The sequence below is a fragment of the Pseudomonas sp. GW821-FHT02H09 genome, assembly GCF_059421425.1.
In genome coordinates this window covers 71352-92446 of the sequence record NZ_JBWKVA010000001.1, presented here as the reverse complement: position 1 = coordinate 92446, position 21095 = coordinate 71352, and the positions used below count along the sequence as shown (strand labels likewise).

The following is a 21095-nucleotide window of genomic DNA, read 5'->3' as shown; positions in this document are numbered from 1 at the left end:
CTGCTCCAGACGCTGCTGCAATTGCGCACCAAGGAACTTCAACGTGGCCTCATTGAGTTGGTAGGTCTGCGCCATTAATCCGCTGACATGATCGTAAAAAGCTTGCCAGGGAGCATCGAGGGTATCGGCCATCACCACCTGCTCTTCGAACAGTTCGCTACCTTGCTTGAGCGTCGCCCTGCTGGCGCTGGCCAATGGGTCCAGAGCGTCGTGGGCCGCTTTGCTCGAGCCCAAAGCATCCTGCAGCTTCAAGCCATACTCGGCCTGGAGCTTTTCAATCTGCTGTAACAGCTCATCGAAACGAGTGCTCGACGACGAATTGAGGAAACCCAACCCCAGCGAATAGCTGCCTATGGCCCGGCCTTCGCCCAGGATTTGCGTGACTTGCGGGGTGACCCCTGTGACCAACTCACTCAATTGGCGCATGTCACTTTGATTGTCGCGGCTCAATCCGGACTGGCTGGCGATGATCTGGCTGAACACTTGCGCACTGCCGAGCAACTTGCCGATCAACGCGCTTTTGCTTTGCAAAGAGTTTTCGGCTTGCTGAGCCTTGAAGGCTGTAATCATTTCATCGCGTTTGCCATCGAAAACGCTGATCTGCCCGGGGTCGATGGTCACAGCCGCCAGCCCCTTCATGCGTTCCAGGACGCTCTGTTCAAGGGCGTTGATCTTCGGCTCGACATCCCCCGCTTTGCCGGACTGGCCAAGGGTGACATTGATCTGCACCAGGTTATTCAGGGTTTCCAGATCACGCCGTAGCGTCAGGCTGCTGCCCAACAGGTCAAGACTTTGCAATTCGACCTGGGTGCCCTGGAATTCGCGATAGGAGTCGCGGACCAGATAGAAGTTGGTCACCAGCATCGGCAGGAAAAACAGAACACTGATCAGGCTGAACTTCATACCGAAGCTCAGGCGGTTCATCAGCGCTACAGCGGGATAGAGCAAGCTCTTCACTGAAAGTCTCCCTTTTCTTTTATTTTTATTGGCAGGCACGCGAAGACAGCAGATAGCCACTATTCGGCGCTACGTCTGTATAGCTCAAATCAAAGGGAGGTTTTGTAACTTAAAGTTAACCGCGTGAGTATCGGTCTGGTGAACGGGGGAAGCTCCTTTGTGGCGAGGGGCTAAGCCCTCTCGCCGCAATGTTTTTCTCACCTCAGGTTCTGTGCACGTCTCAGAGAAACACAGTCCAGAGTGCAAAGCCGGCATACCAAAGCACCGCAGCCCGGAGCAGCAGTTCCCATAACCGGTCCAGACTGGTAATACCATCCGCGCCGACCATTGGTGCCGGGATCTCGCCAGCCCCCAGGCCGACTTTCTCCAGCAACTGAGCGGCACTGATGTTCCAGTTGAGCAACTCATGCAACATCACCCGGCTGACCGCAACAAAGTTGCCCACCAGCGCAAAGCTTGCTGCCAACAATCGCACCGGCAACCAATCGAAGGCATGACGCAGTTGCTCGGCGCGCTCGGCCAGCGCCGGATTTTTCCCGTGCTCAGCCGCCAATGCCAGCAAGCGATAGCTCAACGCCGCGACCGGACCGAGCAGGAAGTACCAGAAAATCACCGCAAAAAAGCTCTGATAGGCTTCCCACAGCAAGTATCCTTGAACCCGCCCAAGCAACTGTTCGCCGCTGTCAGCGCAAATATCCAGGTCACGCTTGGCAACATGAGCCGCTGCTTGCAGGTCCTCACGACGCCAGGCATCGCGAAACGGCCCCAGAGCACCCAACAAGTCGCCGCGTCCCAGGCTGTAAATCACCACTAACAGATGAACGGGTAACGCCAACAAACCGTAGAACACCGGTTCCAGCACCACCAGCCCTAATCCCAGCACCGTAACCGGCAGTAAAACCAGCAGCGCTAACACTAACCAGGGTCGGTTCGTCAGTCGCGGACTGGCCTCAAGCTTGGCCAACTCGCGTAACCATCCACTGTCGCGCTGTACCTGATGACGCAAGGCCGAGAATTTTTCGACCCAAACCGCCAGCAGCAACACCAGAAAACTCATTGTTCGTCCCCTTTATCCAAGGCTGCACGAAAGCGTACCCAGTCGAATGCCGGCCCCGGATCGGTTTTTCGCCCGGGAGCAATATCACTATGGCCGCAGATGCGCTGCACAGTGATCGCCGTGTAGGCGCTCTGCAACTGCCGGGTCAAGGCAATCAACGCCTGATATTGAGCATCGGTGAATGGCAACTCGTCAGTACCTTCCAATTCGATGCCCAAAGAAAAATCATTGCACCCTTCCCGCTCATCGAAGCGTGAGACGCCCGCGTGCCAGGCACGCTCAAGACAGGAGACAAACTGAGTGATCGCACCGTCACGTTCGATCAAAAAATGCGCAGACACGCGCAGATCGGCTATCCCTGCAAAATAAGGGTGCTCCGTGACATCCAGGCGATTCTGGAAAAACTCCTGCACTTTACCCGTTGCGAACTGCGCCGGCGGCAGACTGATGTTGTGGATCACCAGCAGGGAAATCTCGCCTGTGGGGCGCGCATTGAAGTTTGGCGACGGACAATGACGCACGCCCTGACACCAACCGCTAGCGGGGTCCAACTGCATACAGATTCCTTGAACAACGACTTTGATGGCCCAGTATGCCGCGATCAGCACTCAGGTTGCGATCACTTGCGATTGAGTCGACGCAAGTTACCAAGCACCGACTCCAGCGCCCGGTCGAACAACAAGGTGTCATCCAGTTTTCGAACAGCCCCGCAGTGGAACTCCAGCGCCAGCGCGGTGCGGGTTCGCTCCAGTACTCTCATGCCGGTACGGTTGACAAAAATGTACTTGCCGGATGGCTGGATGATCGCTGCCAGTTTGCATCGAGCCGTATTTTCATCGTCTTCCTGGAATTCGACCCAACACCCTGGCCGCAGCTGATTAACCTCAAGCAGGCCCGCGTCATCCTTGTCCAGGCACACAGCGGCAACGTCGACAGGCCCCTCGTCGGCGGTCCTCAGAACAATCTTCTGGACTACCTCAACCATCGTCGGCAAATCATCATTGCCCACAATAGCCGGGCTCTTCTCAAGCTCCTGGCCCGACAGCCGCTGATTCAACTCCTGTTCGACACACTGGTGGGCCAGTTGCATTTTGGCGCGGCCTTCTTCGGCATCACGGGTGCACTGCTCCAGCAATTCGCTGCGACGGCGTTCGTCAGCGGTGAAGGCCAGAAAATCGGCCAATAGCTCGGAGAAGATCGCCGGGTCATCGACAAAGTCATTCAACAGCCGCTGCACGAGCTGCTCGATACGCAGGTACAGACTGTCGCGCTGGTAGTCATCGCACTCGCCCCAGCCCACCGCGGCGGCGGCAATTTCATTGAGCAGGCGCCGGGCCGGATGATTGCCGCGACTGAAAAAACTCTTGTCCAGCACCGCGACTTTCAGCATCGGAATCTGCAAGCGGCCGATTAGCGCCTTGAGCGAATCGGGCAAATTGCGATCACCGAGGATGAACTCGAAAAGCATCGCAATCAGGTTGATCACATCCTCATCAGCCACGCCGACGACCCTGGACTTGCCGCTTTTGACGCTGACTCGGGTCAGCAATTGCTCAAGCTGATTACGCAGATCGAAATCATCCTGAGCACTGGGCTCTGGTACGTACTGCTGTAGATGCGAGAGCAGGCGCAACAAATCCCGGGTCGAAATAGGCTGAGTCTGCGCACTGACTTCGAAGGTCGGTGCAACGCTGCCTCTGACGTGTAAAAGCAGTTCCTGCAACGCCGCGAAAACCTCCTGCACCCCCTCGTCGATCTGTGCGCCGCTGGATTCGGCCGTGCCAGGGTCGGTTTGCACGGCACCGGCGTTGACGGCCGCCCGCTCGGAAGCCCGGCGGGTGGGAGCGGCCTTGAGTTCGGGCAGTACGCCGGTGACTATCAACAATTGATTGGCTTCAGCATAGAGCTGGTCACCATCGCTGAGCACATACTTCTCGAACAGCTTGAGAATGATCAACTTGACCTTGGTCTCCACACCCAGATTGTGCCCGGCCTCCAGGAAATGCTCGCAGAGCATGGCCGGCCCCATCGGGTTGTGCTGATCATCGAGACGCTTGCCGAGCAACTCACTCAAACGCGCGGTCAATTGGCCCAGGGCAAAGCCGTCACGACTGAGCGCCTTGGCGACCATGGCCTCCAACGCTACGGTTCGTTCCAGCTCGTCGTTGGGAGCCTGTAGCATTGGGTCGCAAAGCACCGACCGGGGAAACGCCGTTTGCGTTATGTCGTACTGAGCGAGGCCGGCAAAGGCCTCGAAAAATTTCTCGAGAAAGCCACGCTCAATGCTTTTTCGCTTGAGACGCAAATCGCGCATGGCTTCGAAGAACGTGCTCTGGTCAACATTGTTCTGAGCTCTGTCAGCCATTTCGAACAAAGTGTCATAGGCATTATCGAACAACGCTTGCAGGCCATGCTTGAGTCGCTGCGCGGCTTTGTCGCGAACCTGGAGCAGAATGACTGGCAGGCGGGCGAGCGGCGAGTGAGTCGCCTGATCAGTAGCAGCCTTGTGCAAAGGCACTACCTTCCCGTCATTGTGCATCCAAGCCTCCTGAAACGGTCATCCTTCGGTTCTGTGTAAATGATCGGCAGCCTGCAACGCGCGCGGCCCGGTTTGGGGCGGGTACGGATGCACTGCGCGGCAATTCATCGATCGAAAGAACACAGCGACGTCAAAGCCATGACGTCAATTACAAGGCAGATTATCTGGTAAAAGATGCCACTTGTGCCAGCAGACCCTGCACTTCATTTTGAAGCAGCCCCTCAAAATCGTCCCTGGCCCGAACCTGACGGCTTAGCTGAAGCGACCAAATGCAGGGTTCAGAGCGAAGTGAAGGTGTATGTCGCCTTGGGTTAGCTCACGGCATGGCCCTATAATCGGGCCACTTTGTTTGTGGAGCCCGTTATGCCGAATCTACGTCTCGCCGACCTGACCGCCGAAATCGAAGCCAACGTGCGCCGTGCGTTGCTTGAAGACATAGGCAGCGGTGACATCACCGCACAACTGATCCCGACCGGACGCCTTGCCAAAGCCACCATCATCACGCGCGACGCGGCCGTCATCAGCGGCACCGCCTGGGTCGACTCGGTATTTCGGCAACTGGACCCGCGGGTCGCGGTGCACTGGCAGGTGCGTGACGGCGAGCGCGTCAGCCCCAATCAGGCGCTGTTCCACCTCGAAGGCCCCGCTCGATCGCTGCTCAGCGGTGAACGCAGCGCGCTGAACTTCCTGCAATTGCTGTCCGGGGTCGCCACCCGCGCGCAATACTTCGCCGACCAGGTTGCCGACACCCAGGTCAAGCTGCTGGATACCCGCAAGACTCTGCCTGGTCTGCGTCTGGCACAGAAATACGCGGTGACCTGCGGTGGTTGCCACAACCATCGCATCGGCCTGTATGACGCGTTCCTGATCAAGGAAAACCATATCGCCGCTTGCGGGGGCATCGCCCAGGCAATCACTGCTGCGCACAGGATCGCCCCGGGCAAACCGGTAGAGATAGAGGTGGAAAGTCTTGCGGAACTGAAAGAAGCACTCGCTGCCGGTGCCGACATCATCATGCTGGATGAACTCAGCCACGACGACATGCGCGAAGCTGTGCGCCTTAACGCTGGCAAAGCCAAACTCGAGGCAAGCGGCGGGATCAGCGAAAGCACCTTGCGCCCAATCGCCGAAACCGGCGTGGATTACATTTCTATCGGTACAATGACCAAGGATGTGAAGGCCGTGGACCTGTCGATGCGCTTGAGTCTCTGATGTAGCAAAACGCCAGCCTCAATGAGGCTGGCGCTGGCATCAAACCACCAGATTGTTCATCTCGCAGTATTCTTCCCACGCGACGCCCAACACTTCGGCCGCTTCCTTGTGCAATGCAAGGCGTGTCGCTTCGTATTCTTCCGGCGTTGAGGTGTACTTTAGCGTCAGCTCCCAGGGCTGCAAGCCCTGCGCTTCAGCCTCGTCCTCGAACGCCCACTGAATCTGATCTTTCTGATCGTCAGCGCTCAAGTCTTTGATCTCGTCCATCAACTCGGGCGCATCAAGAATGTATTTCTTGAGAGCCTCTTCGTGCCGGGCTTCTTGTGTCAGTTCTTTAATGGTCATTTCGTTCTCTCTGATCTGGGGAATGGAAGATGGATCTGGATCATCAAGGATCTCTCTGACGCAGAAAAAACCGCGTGCAATCCGGTTTATCTGGCCTTCAGAACCATTCGGGATCATCTGAAAACAGGTGGTGCCTGGTGCCCGAGACAGGAATCGAACCTGCGACCTTCGCGTTACGAGTGCGCTGCTCTACCGGCTGAGCTACACGGGCGGTGGGCTAAACCTAGCACTGACTTTCAGGTCAGGCAACTTGCTGCGTATCTGAATTTCTACAGACTTGCGCGCAACCCTCTGTAGCAGCTGCCGGAGCCTGGGTTCGGCAGCGGCTACGTTTCCTGCACACAGCAAAACGCCCCGAACCAGTCGGGGCGTTTGCGTGTTCAGCGATCAAGCGAAGGGAGTATTAAACGCCCGAAGCCTTGGCAGCTGCTACGTCTTTGATGGACAGCTTGATACGGCCGCGGTTATCCACGTCCAGTACCAGTACTTCCACTTCCTGACCTTCTTTCAGGATGTCGGTCACTTTCTCAACGCGAGCATCGCTCAACATGGAGATGTGAACCAGACCGTCCTTGCCCGGCAGGATGTTGACGAATGCGCCGAAGTCGACGATGCGCTCAACCTTACCCACGTAGATCTTGCCGATCTCGGCCTCAGCGGTGATACCCAGAACGCGCTGACGAGCGGCTTCAGCGGCTTCCTTGGTTTCGCCGAAGATCTTGATCGAGCCGTCGTCTTCGATGTCGATCGAAGCCTTGGTTTCTTCACAGATCGCACGAATGGTCGCGCCGCCTTTACCGATGACATCACGGATTTTGTCGGTGTCGATTTTCATCGCGATCATGGTCGGAGCGTTTTCCGACAGCTCGGTACGCGACTGGCCAATGATCTGGTTCATCTGACCGAGGATATTCAGGCGCGCTTCCAGGGCTTGGCCCAGAGCGATTTCCATGATTTCTTCGGTGATGCCCTTGATCTTGATGTCCATCTGCAGCGCGGTAACACCTTTGGAGGTACCGGCTACTTTGAAGTCCATGTCGCCCAGGTGATCTTCGTCACCCAGGATGTCGGTCAGGACGGCAAACTTCTCGCCTTCCTTAACCAGACCCATGGCGATACCGGCAACCGGCGCCTTCATCGGCACGCCAGCGTCCATCAGCGCCAGGGAAGCGCCGCAGACCGAAGCCATGGAGCTGGAACCGTTGGACTCGGTGATTTCCGATACGACACGGATGGTGTACGGGAACACGTCAGCGGCTGGCAGCATGGCCTGAACCGAACGGCGGGCCAGACGGCCGTGACCGATTTCGCGACGACCAGCGCCACCCATGCGACCACACTCGCCCACCGAGAACGGAGGGAAGTTGTAGTGCAGCATGAAGGGGTCTTTTTTCTCGCCTTCCAGGGTGTCCAGCAGCTGTGCGTCACGGGCGGTACCCAGAGTCGCGACTACCAGAGCCTGGGTTTCACCACGGGTGAACAGTGCCGAACCGTGGGTCTTCGGCAGAACACCGACTTCGATGTTCAGCGGACGTACGGTGCGGGTGTCGCGGCCGTCGATACGTGGCTTGCCGTTTACGATGTTTTCGCGAACGGTGCGGTATTCGATTTCACCGAAAGCAGCTTTGACTTCGCTGGACGAAGGCTGGCCTTCTTCACCGGACAGCTTGGCAACAACCTGGTCTTTCAGTTCACCCAGGCGAGCGTAACGGTCGGCCTTGACGGTGATGGTGTAAGCCTGGGAGATCGCTTCGCCGAACTCGGCACGGATAGCGCCCAGCAGTGCGGTGGCTTCTGGCTGAGGAGCCCAGGTCCACGTTGGCTTGGCAGCTTCGGCGGCCAGCTCTTTGACAGCGTTGATCACCACCTGGAATTCGTCGTGGGCAAACAGTACCGCACCCAGCATCTGGTCTTCGGTCAGCTCTTTGGCTTCCGATTCAACCATCAATACCGCTTCCGAAGTACCGGCAACGACCATGTCCAGGCTCGATGCTTTCAGTTGTTCGTAAGTCGGGTTCAGCAGGTAGCCGGTGCTTTCGTGGAACGCAACGCGGGCAGCGCCGATCGGGCCATCGAAAGGAATGCCGGAGATTGCCAGCGCAGCCGAAGTACCGATCATCGCAGCGATGTCCGGATCGGTTTTCTTGCTGGTGGAAACGACGGTGCAGACAACCTGCACTTCGTTCATGAAGCCTTCCGGGAACAGAGGACGGATCGGACGGTCGATCAGTCGGGAAGTCAGGGTTTCTTTCTCGGAAGGACGGCCTTCGCGCTTGAAGAAACCGCCAGGGATCTTACCGGCAGCGTAAGTCTTTTCCTGGTAGTGAACAGACAGAGGGAAGAAGCCCTTGCCTGGATCGGCTTGCTTGGCACCGACTACAGTCACCAATACGCTGACGTCGTCGTCAACGGTGACCAATACTGCGCCGGAGGCCTGACGGGCGATACGGCCAGTCTCGAGGGTAACGGTCGACTGACCGAACTGGAATTTTTTGATTACCGGGTTCACGGTGTCCTACCTTCTTTGTGGCTCTTGGGGGAACTGGTTTCTTGCGAAATTCTTGGGCAACGCCGGGAATCGGCCCGACTTGTATTGTCCAGATAAAACTACTGTCCAGATAAAACTTGAGGCTGGGAGCCTGCCATGCGCCTGCGGGAAACCCGCTGACGCACGACAGACAACCAACCTCTAGCGCAATCGCTTATTAGCGACGCAGACCCAGGCGACCGATCAGAGCGCTGTAACGGCTCAGGTCTTTGCCCTTCAGGTAGTCCAGCAGCTTACGACGCTGGTTTACCATGCGGATCAGACCACGACGGGAGTGGTGGTCTTTACCGTTGGCCTTGAAGTGACCTTGCAGTTTGTTGATGTTGGCGGTCAGCAGTGCAACTTGCACTTCTGGCGAACCGGTATCACCAACAGCTTGCTGGTAGTCGGTAACGATTTGAGCTTTTTCTTCAACGCTGAGAGCCATGAGGCAATCCTTTTATCAGGAAACTGTTTCAAAGAAACAGCTTCAACAGGCCAGGGACAAATCCCTGTATCTATAAATGAGTAGTGACCGTGCCTGTTAACAGCCACCCTCGTCCGGTCATTCTGACCGAATCAGTCGACGAGGCGCGATACGCCCGTCTTCGCTCACTTCACCGATACCGATGAAGCGACCGTTATGATCCTGTACCCGTACCATGCCGAACTTCGGTGCATCCGGGGCTCGTACCGGCTGGCCGTTAAGCCAGTAGAACGAGCTGTGCTCCGAGAACTGCAACAGTGGCCAATCCAGCAGGCCGCTGTCCGATGGCATCAGGAAGCGGTCAACCGCCTCATTGCCGCCTTCGGCATGTACTGCTTCCAGCTCTTCCAGCGTAACCGTCTGGGCCAGGCTGAAAGGACCGGCCTGGGTACGTCGCAATTGAGCAACGTAAGCGCCACAACCGAGTTGCTCACCAATATCCTCCACAAGGGTCCGGATATAAGTGCCTTTGCTGCAATCCACTGCAAGCCGGGCAGTATCGCCCTCGAACGCAAGCAATTCCAAGCGCGCAATAGTAACAGAACGCGCTTCGCGCTCCACCACTTCACCTGCACGGGCCAACTTGTAAAGCGGCTGGCCATCACGCTTGAGAGCTGAGTACATCGGTGGTATCTGACTGATTTTACCGCGAAAATTCGGTAAAACCGCTTCAATATCGGCGCGACCGACGGTCACTTCCCGTGTCTGCAAAACCTCACCTTCGGCGTCCGCCGTGGTGGTGGTCTTGCCCAATTGCATCAAGGTTTCATAAGCCTTGTCCGAATCGAGCAAATATTGCGAGAACTTGGTGGCTTCACCGAAGCACAACGGCAGCACGCCAGTGGCGAGCGGGTCCAGGCTGCCGGTATGCCCGGCCTTCTCGGCATTGAGCAACCAACGGACTTTCTGCAGCGCTGCATTGGAGGTGAACCCCAACGGTTTGTCGAGCAGGATGATGCCGCTGACGTTACGACGGATACGTTTGACCTGAGCCACCGATTACTCCTTGGCGTCTTCGGGTTCAGCCGCAACCAGGTGCTGATTGTCTTCAGCCACCGCGCGTTCGATCAATGCCGACAGATGAGCGCCACGCACGACGCTTTCGTCGTAGTGGAAGTGCAGCTGTGGAACGCTGCGCAGCTTCATCTCACGAGCCAGTTGCATACGCAGGAAACCGGCGGCCGAGTTCAGCACCTTGATGCTTTGAGCGATGTCGTCGGCGCTGTCCTGCCCCATCACGGTGATGAAGATCTTGGCGTGACCGACGTCACGGCTGACTTCAACAGCGGTAATGGTGACCAGGCCGACGCGCGGGTCTTTGACTTCACGACGGATCAGCTGTGCCAGCTCACGCTGCATCTGATCGCCGATACGTTGGGTACGGCTGTATTCTTTTGCCATGTATTGTTACCTGTTACTGCCTCACGGTGAAACCCGTGTGGTCTGAAAGCGGCAAACGCCCGGCCTGACAGAAGCCAGACCGGGCGTTGCGTTTAGAGTCCGGGTGATGCGCCGTGCATTTGCATGCGGCTGCCCATCACGGCTCTTGAAGTGCGCGAGTTAGAGGCTGCGAGCAACCTGAACCTTCTCGAAGACTTCGATCTTGTCACCGACCTTGACGTCGTTGTAGCTCTTCACGCCGATACCGCATTCCATGCCGGCACGTACTTCGGAAGCGTCATCCTTGAAGCGGCGCAGGGATTCCAGCTCGCCTTCGAAGATAACGATGTCTTCACGCAGTACACGGATTGGACGGTTACGGTGCACAACACCTTCGATAACCATACAACCGGCGATCGCGCCAAACTTCGGCGAACGGAACACGTCGCGGACTTCAGCGATACCCAGGATGTTCTCCCGAACGTCGCTGCCAAGCATACCGGTCAGGGCTTTCTTGACGTCTTCGATGATGTCGTAGATCACGTTGTAGTAACGCATATCCAGACCTTCCTGTTCGACGATCTTGCGAGCGCCAGCATCGGCACGCACGTTGAAACCGAACAGTACAGCGTTGGAGGCCAGTGCAAGGTTGGCGTCGCTCTCGGTGATACCACCGACACCGCCACCGACTACGCGCACTTGCACTTCATCGTTACCCAGGCCGCCGAGGGCGCCCTGCAGAGCTTCCAGAGAACCGCGGACGTCGGATTTGAGGACGATGTTAAGCGTCTTCTTCTCTTCCTGACCCATGTTCTCGAAGATATTTTCCAGCTTGCCAGCGTGAGCACGAGCCAGTTTGACTTCGCGGAACTTGCCTTGACGGAACAGGGCAACTTCGCGTGCCTTCTTCTCGTCAGTCATTACGCTCATCTCGTCGCCAGCTTCCGGCGTGCCGTCCAGACCGAGAATCTCGACTGGAATCGAAGGACCCGCTTCTTTGATCGGCTTGCCGTTTTCGTCAAGCATCGCCCGGATACGGCCGAAGTTCGAACCAACCAGAACCATGTCGCCTTGACGCAGCGTGCCGTCTGAAACCAGAACGGTTGCAACCGGGCCACGACCTTTGTCGAGGCGCGATTCAACCACAACGCCACGACCAGGAGCGGACGGGGTTGCTTTCAGCTCGAGAACTTCAGCTTGCAGCAGGACTGCTTCCAGCAGGTCGTCAACGCCAGTACCCATTTTCGCGGAGACTGAAACGAACGGAGTATCACCACCCCATTCTTCGGACGTAACACCGTGGACAGACAGTTCGCTACGAATGCGATCGAGATCGGCACCCGGCTTGTCGATTTTGTTCACAGCAACAACCAGCGGAACACCGGCGGCTTTGGCGTGCTGAACAGCTTCGATGGTCTGCGGCATTACACCGTCGTCCGCCGCAACTACCAGAATCACGATGTCGGTCGCCTTGGCACCGCGAGCACGCATTGCGGTAAACGCAGCGTGACCAGGGGTGTCGAGGAAGGTGACCATGCCGCGTTCGGTTTCAACGTGGTAAGCACCGATGTGCTGGGTGATACCACCGGCTTCGCCAGCAGCTACCTTGGCACGACGGATGTAGTCGAGCAGCGAAGTCTTACCATGGTCAACGTGACCCATTACGGTCACGACTGGCGCACGGGCGAACGCCTCACCTTCGAACTTCAGCGATTCTGCCAGGGAGTCTTCCAGGGCGGTGTCGCTGACCAGGGTCACTTTGTGGCCCAGTTCTTCAGCTACCAGTTGAGCAGTTTCCTGATCGAGTACCTGGTTGATGGTCGCCGGAGTGCCCATCTTGAACATGAACTTGATGACTTCAGCGGCCTTGACCGACATCTGCTGAGCCAATTCGCCAACAGTGATGGTCTCGCCGATTTGTACGTCACGAATCACAGGGCCGGTTGGGCTCTGGAAGCCGTGGGCATTGCGCTTCTTCAGCTTGGCCTTGCCGCGACCACCACGACGGAAGCCATCGCTTTCTTCGTCGGTAGTACGAGGGGCAACGCGTGGAGCCGGAGCCTTCTCTTTAACGGTTGCACGATGCGGAGCATTGCTCTTGCGCTCGCCATCGCCGCGACGACTGCTGTCATCACTGCGTGGTTTGTCCGGGCGACGCTGCTCATCTCTCTTGCGAGCGTCGGCAGCCGGCGCAGCAGCCACTACAGGGGCCTCTTGCACTGGGGCGACGAAAGCAGCAGGCGCCACTACAACAGCGTCATTTGCAGACACTTGCACAGGAGCAGGCTGGCGACGCGCTTCTTCTTCGGCGCGACGCTTGGCTTCTTCTTCAGCCTTTTGACGAGCAGCATTTTCTACTGCGCGACGTTCTTCCAGTTCGCGTTTGCGCTCGGCTTCGATTTCTTCCGGGCTGCGCTGTACGAAGACTTTCTTCTTGCGCACTTCAACGCTGATGCTTTTGCTGCCAGCAACACGCAGGGTGCTGGTGGTTTTGCGCTGCAAAGTGATCTTGCGCGGTTCTTCCACTTTCGCCTTGTGGCTGCTTTTCAAGTGAGTCAGCAGAGCCTGCTTCTCACTGTCGGTCACATCTTGCTCGGCGGCGGTGTGCGGCAGACCTGCCTCACGCATCTGCTGCAACAGGCGCTCTACCGGTGTTTTGACCTCATCGGCCAGTTGTTTCACCGTGACTTGCGTCATGCACTTCTCTCCTCAGGCCGCGCCTAATTACTCGAACCAATGGGCTCGGGCGGCCATGATCAACTTGCCGGCACGATCATCGTCAATGCCGTCGATGTCGAGCAGGTCGTCAATAGACTGCTCGGCCAGGTCTTCGCGGGTAATTACGCCGCGCACCGCCAGTTCCATCGCCAAATCCTTGTCCATACCCTCAAGCGAGAGCAGGTCTTCGGCCGGATGGGCGTCTGCCAGCTTTTCCTCAGTAGCGATGGCTTTAGTCAACAAACGGTCTTTGGCGCGAGCGCGAAGCTCGTTGACTGTATCTTCGTCAAAGCCGTCAATGTTGAGCATTTCTTCCAACGGTACGTAGGCAATCTCTTCCAGGCTGGTGAAGCCTTCATCGACCAGTACCTGTGCCAGATCTTCGTCGACTTCCAGCTCGTCGATAAAGTTGCGCAGGATGTCGCCGGTTTCTGCTTGCTGCTTAGCCTGGATGTCCGATTCGGTCATCACGTTCAGGGTCCAGCCAGTCAACTGGCTAGCCAGACGCACGTTCTGACCACCGCGACCGATGGCCTGAGCAAGATTGTCTGCGCCAACGGCGATGTCCATGGCATGGGCATCTTCGTCAACGATAATTGCTGCGACCTCAGCCGGTGACATGGCGTTGATCACGAACTGCGCCGGGTTGTCGTCCCACAGGACAATATCCACACGCTCGCCGCCCAACTCGCCAGACACTGCCTGGACGCGCGAACCGCGCATGCCAATGCAGGCGCCTTGCGGGTCGATGCGTTTGTCTTTGGAACGGACCGCAATTTTGGCACGAGAACCCGGATCGCGGGATGCTGCCATCACTTCGATCAGGCCTTCGGCAATTTCCGGCACTTCAATACGGAACAATTCGATCAGCATTTCCGGCGCGGTACGCGACAGGATCAACTGCGGACCGCGGTTCTCGGTGCGGATTTCCTTGAGCAGCGCACGCAGACGCACGCCAACACGGAAAGTCTCACGAGAGATGATGTCTTCACGGGCCAACAACGCCTCGGCGTTGTTACCCAGATCGACGATCACATTGTCGCGCGTCACTTTTTTCACGGTGCCGGAGATGATTTCTCCCAAGCGCTCGCGATAGGCATCAACGACTTGAGCACGCTCTGCTTCGCGGACTTTCTGCACGATGACCTGTTTGGCGGTCTGTGCAGCGATGCGGCCAAACTCGATCGAGTCGATTTTTACTTCAACGATGTCGCCAGCTTTAGCGCCCGGCTGGGTTTCCTGAGCCTGCTCGACCCACATCTCGACAGCCGGATCGTCCAGATCTGCTTCTTCGACTACCGCCCAGCGACGGAAAGTTTCATAGGCACCGGTGTGGCGGTTAATTTCCACACGCAGGTCAACTTCGTCTTCGAAACGCTTTTTGGTAGCGGTGGCCAGAGCCAGCTCCAGCGCTTCAAAAATAACGTTTGCCGGTACGCCCTTTTCATTGGATACCGACTCAACAACCAGCAGTACTTCTTTGCTCATCGTACGCCTCGCCTTTCGCAAGCCATTGGATCCGCGGGATCCGCGTCTCAGTCAAAACTGGGAATAATGTTGGCCTTGTCGATCATATCGATCGGCAACAGGAACTCATGGTCTTCAACCTGCACCACGATATCCTGCTCTTCTACGCCGCGCAGAAGGCCTTGAAAGTTGCGTCGACCTTCGAAAGGCGAGCGCAGCTTGATCTTCACTTGTTCACCGGCAAATTTTGCAAACTGCTCAATAGTGAACAGTGGGCGTTCCATGCCAGGCGAGGAAACTTCAAGGGTGTATTCAACGGCGATCGGATCTTCAACATCCAGGACACCGCTGATCTGACGGCTGACGATGGCACAATCGTCCACCAGCACGCCGCCTTCTTTATCAATATAAACGCGCAACATTGAGTGGCGACCTTGAGCCGAAAACTCAATACCCCAGCATTCATAGCCCAGGGCCACGACCACCGGGGCCAGCAAGGCCTGCAACTCTTCTAGCTTGCTCGACACCTGAACCCCCTCGTGCATGTATGTGCATGCTATGCAAAATAAAAAAATGGGCGAAACGCCCATCCTTGAAACGCCGTCGAACAGCGGCGTAGAAAGTGTCCAGCTAACAAAAAGCCCCTAAAAAGGGGCTCCGCTAAAACTGGTTGCGGGGGCCGGATTTGAACCGACGACCTTCGGGTTATGAGCCCGACGAGCTACCAGACTGCTCCACCCCGCGACAAAGCTGGGGCGGAAGTATACGACCGATCCCTTGCAGGGTCAATCGAACCTCCACCTACAAGAAAGCCCGCAACAGCGGGCTCTCCTGATAATTGGTACCGAGAAGGGGACTCGAACCCCTACACCCTATGGGCACAACCACCTCAAGGTTGCGTGTCTACCAATTCCACCACCTCGGCAATACAACATTACTGCATGAAACTCTTCTTACTTTTGCTCTTGAGCTGGAGGTACGTCAGTCGCATTGGTTGCCGACTTTTGCTCTTGAAGCACCGGGACATCATCAGAAGCCGGTTTTTGCTTTGGAACTTCCAACACCGCTGGATTTGGCAAACCTACTTGAGTCAGCTCATGAGCTTTCTCTTTAGCAAAGTAACCTAACCCTAAGCTGGTCATGAAGAAACCTGCGGCAAGTATAGCAGTAAACTTACTAAGAAAGGTAGAGGAACCTTGGCTTCCGAACACAGTATTTGAAGCACCTGCTCCGAAAGACGCGCCAGCATCCGCACCTTTACCCTGTTGCAGCAATACCAGAGCAACAACGCCCAGAGCACCCAACAGATGAAAAACGACTACGACTGTTTCCAGCATTTTCTCAGTTTCCCGCGGCGCGACAAATCGCACCGAACTCATCTGCATTCAGGGAAGCTCCACCAATGAGCCCCCCATCGATATCCGGCATGCCGAACAGTTCGACCGCATTGGCCGCCTTCACGCTGCCGCCGTATAGAAGCCGCACACCTCGTGCGACTTCAGAATCCTCTGCCGCCAACTGGGCGCGAATGGCTGCGTGCACATCCTGCGCCTGTTGCGGTGATGCAGTCAGCCCGGTACCAATAGCCCAGACCGGCTCGTAAGCGATTACTGCCTTTGCAAATGCACCTACGCCCAAGCCCTCAATGATGCTGCCCAGCTGACGCCCGACAACTTCAAGGGTCTTCCCGGCTTCGCGCTGCTCGAGAGTTTCCCCTACACACAACACCGGAATCAAGCCACATGCTTGCGCCGCGGCGAACTTGCGATTGAGAGTCCCGTCACACTCACCCAGAATCAGGCGACGCTCGGAATGACCCACAAGCACCAGAGAACAACCTGCGTCCTCCAGCTGACTTGGCGCAATCTCGCCAGTCAAAGCACCTTGCATGGATTCCACCGCAGAATTCTGCGCGCCGACCGAAATCGACTGACCTTTCAAGCCATCAATCACTTGATTGATATACAAGCAAGGTGGGAATACCGCGACATCAACACCGCTTGGCAAGGCCAGATGACGAAGGCCATTAATCAGCTCAGCGACGCTGGCGCGGGTACCGTGCATTTTCCAGTTACCAGCTACCATAGGGCGACGCATGCTGTACCTCGTCGGTCAAAGTGGGCGCAGATGTTACCCAACCGCATCAACACTGGCAAGCCAAAATCAGGCGCAAACTTCAGTAACCAGTTTTGCCAGCTCATCGGCATAACCACGAACCTGCGCTTCATCATCGCCTTCGACCATTACGCGGACCAAAGGCTCGGTGCCGGACTTGCGCAAAAGCACCCGTCCACGACCCGCCATAGCCGTTGTAACACGGGCGCAAGCCTCTTTCACGGTAGTATGCTCGACCGGATTTACGCCGCCCGAAAAGCGCACATTGACCAACACCTGAGGACACTTGCGCAACGCCTGGCGGGACTGAGCAAGACTCTCTTTACGGCCTTTCAATGCAATCAATACCTGCAGCGCTGCAATGATCGCATCACCGGTAGTCGTGTGCTGGAAGCAGACGATATGGCCAGAGTTCTCGCCACCGACCTGCCAGTTACGCTCCAGCAGGTCCGCTATCACATAGCGGTCACCGACATTGGCTCGCACGAATGGAATACCCAGGTCTGCGAGAGCCAGCTCCAACCCCAGATTACTCATCAGAGTACCTACGACGCCGCCCTGCAACTTCTTACGCTCATGCAGATCACGAGCGATGATAAACAGCAACTCATCACCATCGACTACCGCGCCCGTATGATCGACCATCAACACCCGATCGCCATCACCATCGAAGGCAATACCAAGGTCGGCATGCTCGGCAAGCACCGCCGCCTGCAGTTGCCCCATATGGGTCGAACCGCAGTTTTCATTGATGTTCAGACCGTTAGGCTGAGCTGAAAGCACCGTTACCTGCGCACCCAACTCACGAAAGACACTAGGCGCCACTTTATAGGTAGCGCCGTGTGCGCAATCGATAACGATATTCAAACCGGCAAAACTGGTACCGGTCGGCACGCTGCTTTTACAAAATTCGATATAACGACCTGACGCGTCGTTGATCCGTGAAACCTTACCGATTTTGCTCGACTCGACCACCGTCATCGGCATATCGAGCAACTCTTCGATCATCAGTTCGATTTCGTCCGGCAGCTTGGTGCCCTGCCCGGAGAAGAATTTGATGCCATTATCGTCATGAGGGTTGTGCGAAGCACTGATGACAATACCGGCCTCAGCCTGGAAGGTGCGAGTCAGGTAGGCGATAGCCGGTGTCGGCATCGGCCCCAACAGCATCACATCGGCACCCGCAGCAGACAACCCGGCTTCCAGGGCAGACTCGAACATGTAGCCAGAGATCCGCGTATCCTTGCCCACCAGCACCCGACAGGCGCCCATGCTTCGAAATGCCATACCCGCAGCCCAGCCGAGCTTGAGCATGAAATCCGGGGTAATAGGAAACTCGCCGACCCGACCACGAATGCCGTCAGTACCAAAATATTTTTTAGTCATAAATGCTCCATCACTCTTAATCGGCAGATTCTACCGCTTCGATCATCCGCACCACATCGACCGTCTCGGCTACGTCATGCACGCGCAAAATCCGCGCCCCTTTGACCACGGCCAATGCGGCGAGAGCCAGACCGCCATGCAGTCGCTCTCCAACCGGACGATTCAACGCCAGCCCTATCATGCTCTTTCGCGAAACCCCAACCAACAGGGGACGCCCCAAGGCATGCAGAGCCTCCATATGCTTGAAAAGACTCAAATTGTGCTGCAGGCTTTTTGCAAAACCGAAGCCCGGATCGAGGATGATCCGCTCGGGAGGGATGCCAACCATCGCACATTGAGCCATACGCTCAGCCAGAAACTCGCCGACCTCGCTTGTCACGTTTCGATATTGCGGATTGTCCTGCATATCTCCCGGCTCGCCGAGCATATGCATAAGACACACGGGCAGCCCTGTGGCCGCCGCCGCATCTAGCGCGCCATCACGTCGCAGTGAACGCACATCGTTGATCAGACCCGCACCCAGCCGCGCAGTTTCACGCATGACCGCGGGCGTCGAGGTATCGACCGAAATAGTCACATCCAGTTCACGATGAATTCGCTCGACAATGGGCGCAACGCGCTCAAGCTCTTCGATCGGCGAAACCACCCGCGCGCCCGGCCGGGTCGACTCACCACCGACGTCAATCAGCGTCGCACCAGCCGCAACCATCGCCTCGGCATGGCGCAAGGCCGCATCGAGCTGATTGAAGCGGCCGCCATCAGAAAAAGAATCAGGAGTGACGTTAAGAATACCCATCACATGAGTGCGGGCTAAATCAAGAACCCGGTTGCCGCAAGGCAACCGGGTCGAGGACTGTACAGAAGTCATTTAAAACCTTACACGTCAGCAGCTGGACCGCCGATTGGGGTTTGCGGACGTTCGCCCTGCACTACCGGAGGAGTTCCGGAAGTACCCGCACCATCCGACCAGTCGCGAGGCTCGCGCGGAGTCCGCCCAGCCATGATGTCGTCGATCTGCTCAGCATCGATCGTCTCGTACTTCATCAAGGCATCCGCCATGGCGTCGAGCTTGTCACGGTTGTCGGTAAGGATCTGCTTGGCAGTACCGTAGCACTGGTCAATGATGCTTCGCACTTCAGAGTCGATGAGCTTCGCGGTTTCACCCGAGAAACTGGCATGCTGGCCACCACCACCGCGACCCAGGAACACTTCACCCTCCTCTTCGGCGTACATCAACGGACCGAGCTTTTCCGACAACCCCCACTTGGTAACCATGTTTCGTGCGATCTGGCTGGCACGCATGATGTCGTTGGAGGCGCCAGTGGTGACACCGTCAAAGCCCAAGGTCATTTCTTCAGCGATACGACCACCGTAAAGCGAGCAAATCTGACTGATCAACGCACGTTTGGACAAACTGTAACGATCTTCTTCCGGCAAGAACATGGTGACACCCAGCGCACGACCGCGAGGGATGATCGAAACCTTGTAGACCGGATCATGCTCAGGCACAACACGACCAACGATAGCGTGACCCGCCTCGTGGTAGGCAGTGTTCTGCTTCTCTTTCTCGGACATGACCATGGATTTGCGCTCCGCGCCCATCATGATCTTGTCTTTGGCCAGCTCAAACTCTTTCATCTCGACAACGCGCTTGCCAGTACGGGCAGCAAACAACGAAGCCTCGTTCACCAGGTTGGCCAGGTCCGCACCAGAAAAGCCAGGGGTACCGCGAGCGATTACTGCCGGAGCGACATCATCACCCATCGGCACTTTGCGCATGTGGACCTTCAGAATCTGTTCGCGACCACGAATGTCCGGCAAGCCCACAACGACCTGGCGGTCGAAACGACCCGGACGCAGCAATGCAGGGTCAAGCACATCAGGACGGTTGGTCGCGGCAATGACGATGATGCCGTCATTCATCTCGAAACCATCCATCTCTACCAGCAACTGGTTAAGGGTCTGTTCACGCTCATCGTGACCACCCCCCATGCCAGCGCCACGGTGACGACCGACAGCGTCGATTTCGTCGATGAAGATGATGCATGGAGCGTGTTTCTTCGCCTGTTCGAACATATCGCGAACACGGCTGGCACCGACACCGACGAACATTTCGACGAAATCGGAACCGGAAATGGTGAAGAAGGGCACTTTGGCTTCGCCAGCAATAGCTTTAGCCAGCAAGGTTTTACCGGTACCCGGAGGACCAACCATCAGCACGCCGCGAGGAATACGACCACCAAGGCGCTGGAACTTGCCCGGATCACGCAAGAACTCAACGAGTTCACCAACCTCTTCCTTGGCTTCATCGCAACCAGCAACGTCGCCAAGAGTGGTTTTCACCTGATCTTCAGATAGCAAGCGCGCCTTGCTCTTGCCGAAGCTCATCGGCCCGCCCTTCCCGCCACCACCACCCTGCATCTGCCGCATGAAGAACATAAAGACGGCAATGATCACCAGGATCGGGAAGCTTGCAACCAGAAGCTGGGTCCAGATGCTTTGCTGTTCAGGCTGCTTGCCTTCGACGACTACGTGGTTATCCACCAGATCACCGATCAGGCCATTGTCCTGAATCGCAGGACGAATGGTCTTGAAGCTATCGCCGTCATTGCGCTTGCCGGTAATCACATAGCCATCTACCGCTACGCGCTCGACCTTGCCATCCTTCACTTGCTGGATGAAGTCGGAATAGTTGAGGGTCTGTGGCTCGTTAGGGCTGGAGAAGTTGTTCATCACCGTCACCAGGACAGCCGCGATGATCAACCACAGGATCAGATTCTTTGCCATATCGTTCAATTAACTACCCTCTGAAGCAAGCTCCGCTATTGGCGCGCGCTTCGCATGATATTCACCATCCTAACTTACTACAGAACCTACAGATGTGGCAGGCGCCGTCTGTAACCCT

The 21095-nt window shown here is 56.7% G+C and carries 17 protein-coding genes and 3 tRNA genes; 1 reads left to right on the top strand and 19 read right to left on the bottom strand.

The window, feature by feature from the left end; all coding sequences use genetic code 11:
- Positions 1-1177 precede the first annotated feature (1177 nt).
- From ampE to AC07VR_RS00390, 3 genes are all read right to left on the bottom strand, one after another.
- Positions 1178-2014, bottom strand: coding sequence for a regulatory signaling modulator protein AmpE (gene ampE / locus AC07VR_RS00400; protein WP_494995337.1), 837 nt, complete (start codon positions 2012-2014; stop codon positions 1178-1180).
- Complete coding sequence (gene ampD / locus AC07VR_RS00395) at positions 2011-2571, bottom strand: 1,6-anhydro-N-acetylmuramyl-L-alanine amidase AmpD (protein ID WP_494995389.1); 561 nt, start codon at positions 2569-2571, stop codon at positions 2011-2013. Before ampD ends, ampE begins: the two co-directional genes overlap by 4 nt.
- A gap of 62 nt (positions 2572-2633) precedes the next feature.
- Entirely contained in the window at positions 2634-4553 is a 1920-nt protein-coding gene (locus AC07VR_RS00390) for a DUF1631 domain-containing protein (RefSeq protein WP_495010219.1), read from the bottom strand.
- Between the two features lie 363 nt (positions 4554-4916).
- On the opposite strand from AC07VR_RS00390, the gene nadC reads away from it, so the two are divergent.
- Complete coding sequence (nadC, locus tag AC07VR_RS00385; RefSeq protein ID WP_495010218.1) at positions 4917-5765, top strand: carboxylating nicotinate-nucleotide diphosphorylase; 849 nt, start codon at positions 4917-4919, stop codon at positions 5763-5765.
- A 39-nt stretch (positions 5766-5804) separates the two neighbouring features.
- Here nadC and AC07VR_RS00380 read toward each other — a convergent pair whose 3' ends face one another.
- From AC07VR_RS00380 to ftsH, 16 genes are all read right to left on the bottom strand, one after another.
- On the bottom strand, positions 5805-6110 hold the full coding sequence (locus AC07VR_RS00380; RefSeq protein ID WP_494995340.1) for a DUF6388 family protein: 306 nt from the start codon (positions 6108-6110) through the stop codon (positions 5805-5807).
- 135 nt (positions 6111-6245) lie between these two features.
- Positions 6246-6321, bottom strand: a tRNA-Thr gene (locus tag AC07VR_RS00375).
- Between the two features lie 192 nt (positions 6322-6513).
- Complete coding sequence (gene pnp / locus AC07VR_RS00370) at positions 6514-8619, bottom strand: polyribonucleotide nucleotidyltransferase (RefSeq protein ID WP_494995341.1); 2106 nt, start codon at positions 8617-8619, stop codon at positions 6514-6516.
- Positions 8620-8815: 196 nt separating this feature from the next.
- Positions 8816-9085, bottom strand: coding sequence for a 30S ribosomal protein S15 (rpsO, locus tag AC07VR_RS00365; RefSeq protein WP_009042128.1), 270 nt, complete (start codon positions 9083-9085; stop codon positions 8816-8818).
- 117 nt (positions 9086-9202) lie between these two features.
- The gene (gene truB, locus AC07VR_RS00360; RefSeq protein ID WP_495010217.1) at positions 9203-10120 is read right to left on the bottom strand and encodes a tRNA pseudouridine(55) synthase TruB; all 918 of its coding nucleotides are present in this window, start codon (positions 10118-10120) and stop codon (positions 9203-9205) included.
- A 3-nt stretch (positions 10121-10123) separates the two neighbouring features.
- Positions 10124-10525 carry a 30S ribosome-binding factor RbfA gene (gene rbfA, locus AC07VR_RS00355; RefSeq protein ID WP_494995343.1) on the bottom strand — a complete coding sequence of 134 codons (402 nt, stop codon included), beginning with the start codon at positions 10523-10525 and terminating at the stop codon, positions 10124-10126.
- 159 nt (positions 10526-10684) lie between these two features.
- The gene (gene infB, locus AC07VR_RS00350) at positions 10685-13201 is read right to left on the bottom strand and encodes a translation initiation factor IF-2 (protein WP_494995344.1); all 2517 of its coding nucleotides are present in this window, start codon (positions 13199-13201) and stop codon (positions 10685-10687) included.
- Positions 13202-13228: 27 nt separating this feature from the next.
- A complete protein-coding gene (nusA, locus tag AC07VR_RS00345; RefSeq protein WP_489068704.1) occupies positions 13229-14710 on the bottom strand; it encodes a transcription termination factor NusA in 1482 nt (493 codons plus the stop codon).
- A gap of 47 nt (positions 14711-14757) precedes the next feature.
- Positions 14758-15216, bottom strand: a complete 459-nt coding sequence (gene rimP / locus AC07VR_RS00340) for a ribosome maturation factor RimP (protein ID WP_419118832.1) — start codon at positions 15214-15216, stop codon at positions 14758-14760.
- A gap of 140 nt (positions 15217-15356) precedes the next feature.
- A tRNA-Met gene (locus tag AC07VR_RS00335) sits at positions 15357-15433 on the bottom strand.
- Positions 15434-15528: 95 nt separating this feature from the next.
- Positions 15529-15614: transfer RNA gene (locus AC07VR_RS00330), tRNA-Leu, on the bottom strand.
- 28 nt (positions 15615-15642) lie between these two features.
- Entirely contained in the window at positions 15643-16026 is a 384-nt protein-coding gene (gene secG, locus AC07VR_RS00325) for a preprotein translocase subunit SecG (protein ID WP_419118821.1), read from the bottom strand.
- A gap of 4 nt (positions 16027-16030) precedes the next feature.
- Positions 16031-16786 carry a triose-phosphate isomerase gene (tpiA, locus tag AC07VR_RS00320; protein ID WP_495010216.1) on the bottom strand — a complete coding sequence of 252 codons (756 nt, stop codon included), beginning with the start codon at positions 16784-16786 and terminating at the stop codon, positions 16031-16033.
- A gap of 66 nt (positions 16787-16852) precedes the next feature.
- Complete coding sequence (gene glmM, locus AC07VR_RS00315) at positions 16853-18190, bottom strand: phosphoglucosamine mutase (RefSeq protein ID WP_494995346.1); 1338 nt, start codon at positions 18188-18190, stop codon at positions 16853-16855.
- A 16-nt stretch (positions 18191-18206) separates the two neighbouring features.
- A complete protein-coding gene (folP, locus tag AC07VR_RS00310; RefSeq protein WP_495010215.1) occupies positions 18207-19058 on the bottom strand; it encodes a dihydropteroate synthase in 852 nt (283 codons plus the stop codon).
- Between the two features lie 8 nt (positions 19059-19066).
- Positions 19067-20977: an ATP-dependent zinc metalloprotease FtsH gene (ftsH, locus tag AC07VR_RS00305; RefSeq protein ID WP_494995348.1), complete on the bottom strand. Its 1911-nt coding sequence runs from the start codon at positions 20975-20977 to the stop codon at positions 19067-19069.
- Between the last annotated feature and the right edge of the window lie 118 nt (positions 20978-21095).

Bases quoted from the DNA above. Each gene is read 5' to 3' on its own strand.
- ampE (WP_494995337.1), bottom strand. From the start codon at position 2,014: ATGAGTTTTCTGGTGTTGCTGCTGGCGGTTTGGGTCGAAAAATTCTCG.
- nadC (WP_495010218.1), top strand. From the start codon at position 4,917: ATGCCGAATCTACGTCTCGCCGACCTGACCGCCGAAATCGAAGCCAAC.
- folP (WP_495010215.1), bottom strand. From the start codon at position 19,058: ATGACTTCTGTACAGTCCTCGACCCGGTTGCCTTGCGGCAACCGGGTT.
- rpsO (WP_009042128.1), bottom strand. From the start codon at position 9,085: ATGGCTCTCAGCGTTGAAGAAAAAGCTCAAATCGTTACCGACTACCAG.
- rbfA (WP_494995343.1), bottom strand. From the start codon at position 10,525: ATGGCAAAAGAATACAGCCGTACCCAACGTATCGGCGATCAGATGCAG.
- glmM (WP_494995346.1), bottom strand. From the start codon at position 18,190: ATGACTAAAAAATATTTTGGTACTGACGGCATTCGTGGTCGGGTCGGC.
- tpiA (WP_495010216.1), bottom strand. From the start codon at position 16,786: ATGCGTCGCCCTATGGTAGCTGGTAACTGGAAAATGCACGGTACCCGC.
- infB (WP_494995344.1), bottom strand. From the start codon at position 13,201: ATGACGCAAGTCACGGTGAAACAACTGGCCGATGAGGTCAAAACACCG.
- secG (WP_419118821.1), bottom strand. From the start codon at position 16,026: ATGCTGGAAACAGTCGTAGTCGTTTTTCATCTGTTGGGTGCTCTGGGC.
- ampD (WP_494995389.1), bottom strand. From the start codon at position 2,571: ATGCAGTTGGACCCCGCTAGCGGTTGGTGTCAGGGCGTGCGTCATTGT.
- AC07VR_RS00380 (WP_494995340.1), bottom strand. From the start codon at position 6,110: ATGACCATTAAAGAACTGACACAAGAAGCCCGGCACGAAGAGGCTCTC.
- AC07VR_RS00390 (WP_495010219.1), bottom strand. From the start codon at position 4,553: ATGCACAATGACGGGAAGGTAGTGCCTTTGCACAAGGCTGCTACTGAT.
- nusA (WP_489068704.1), bottom strand. From the start codon at position 14,710: ATGAGCAAAGAAGTACTGCTGGTTGTTGAGTCGGTATCCAATGAAAAG.
- ftsH (WP_494995348.1), bottom strand. From the start codon at position 20,977: ATGGCAAAGAATCTGATCCTGTGGTTGATCATCGCGGCTGTCCTGGTG.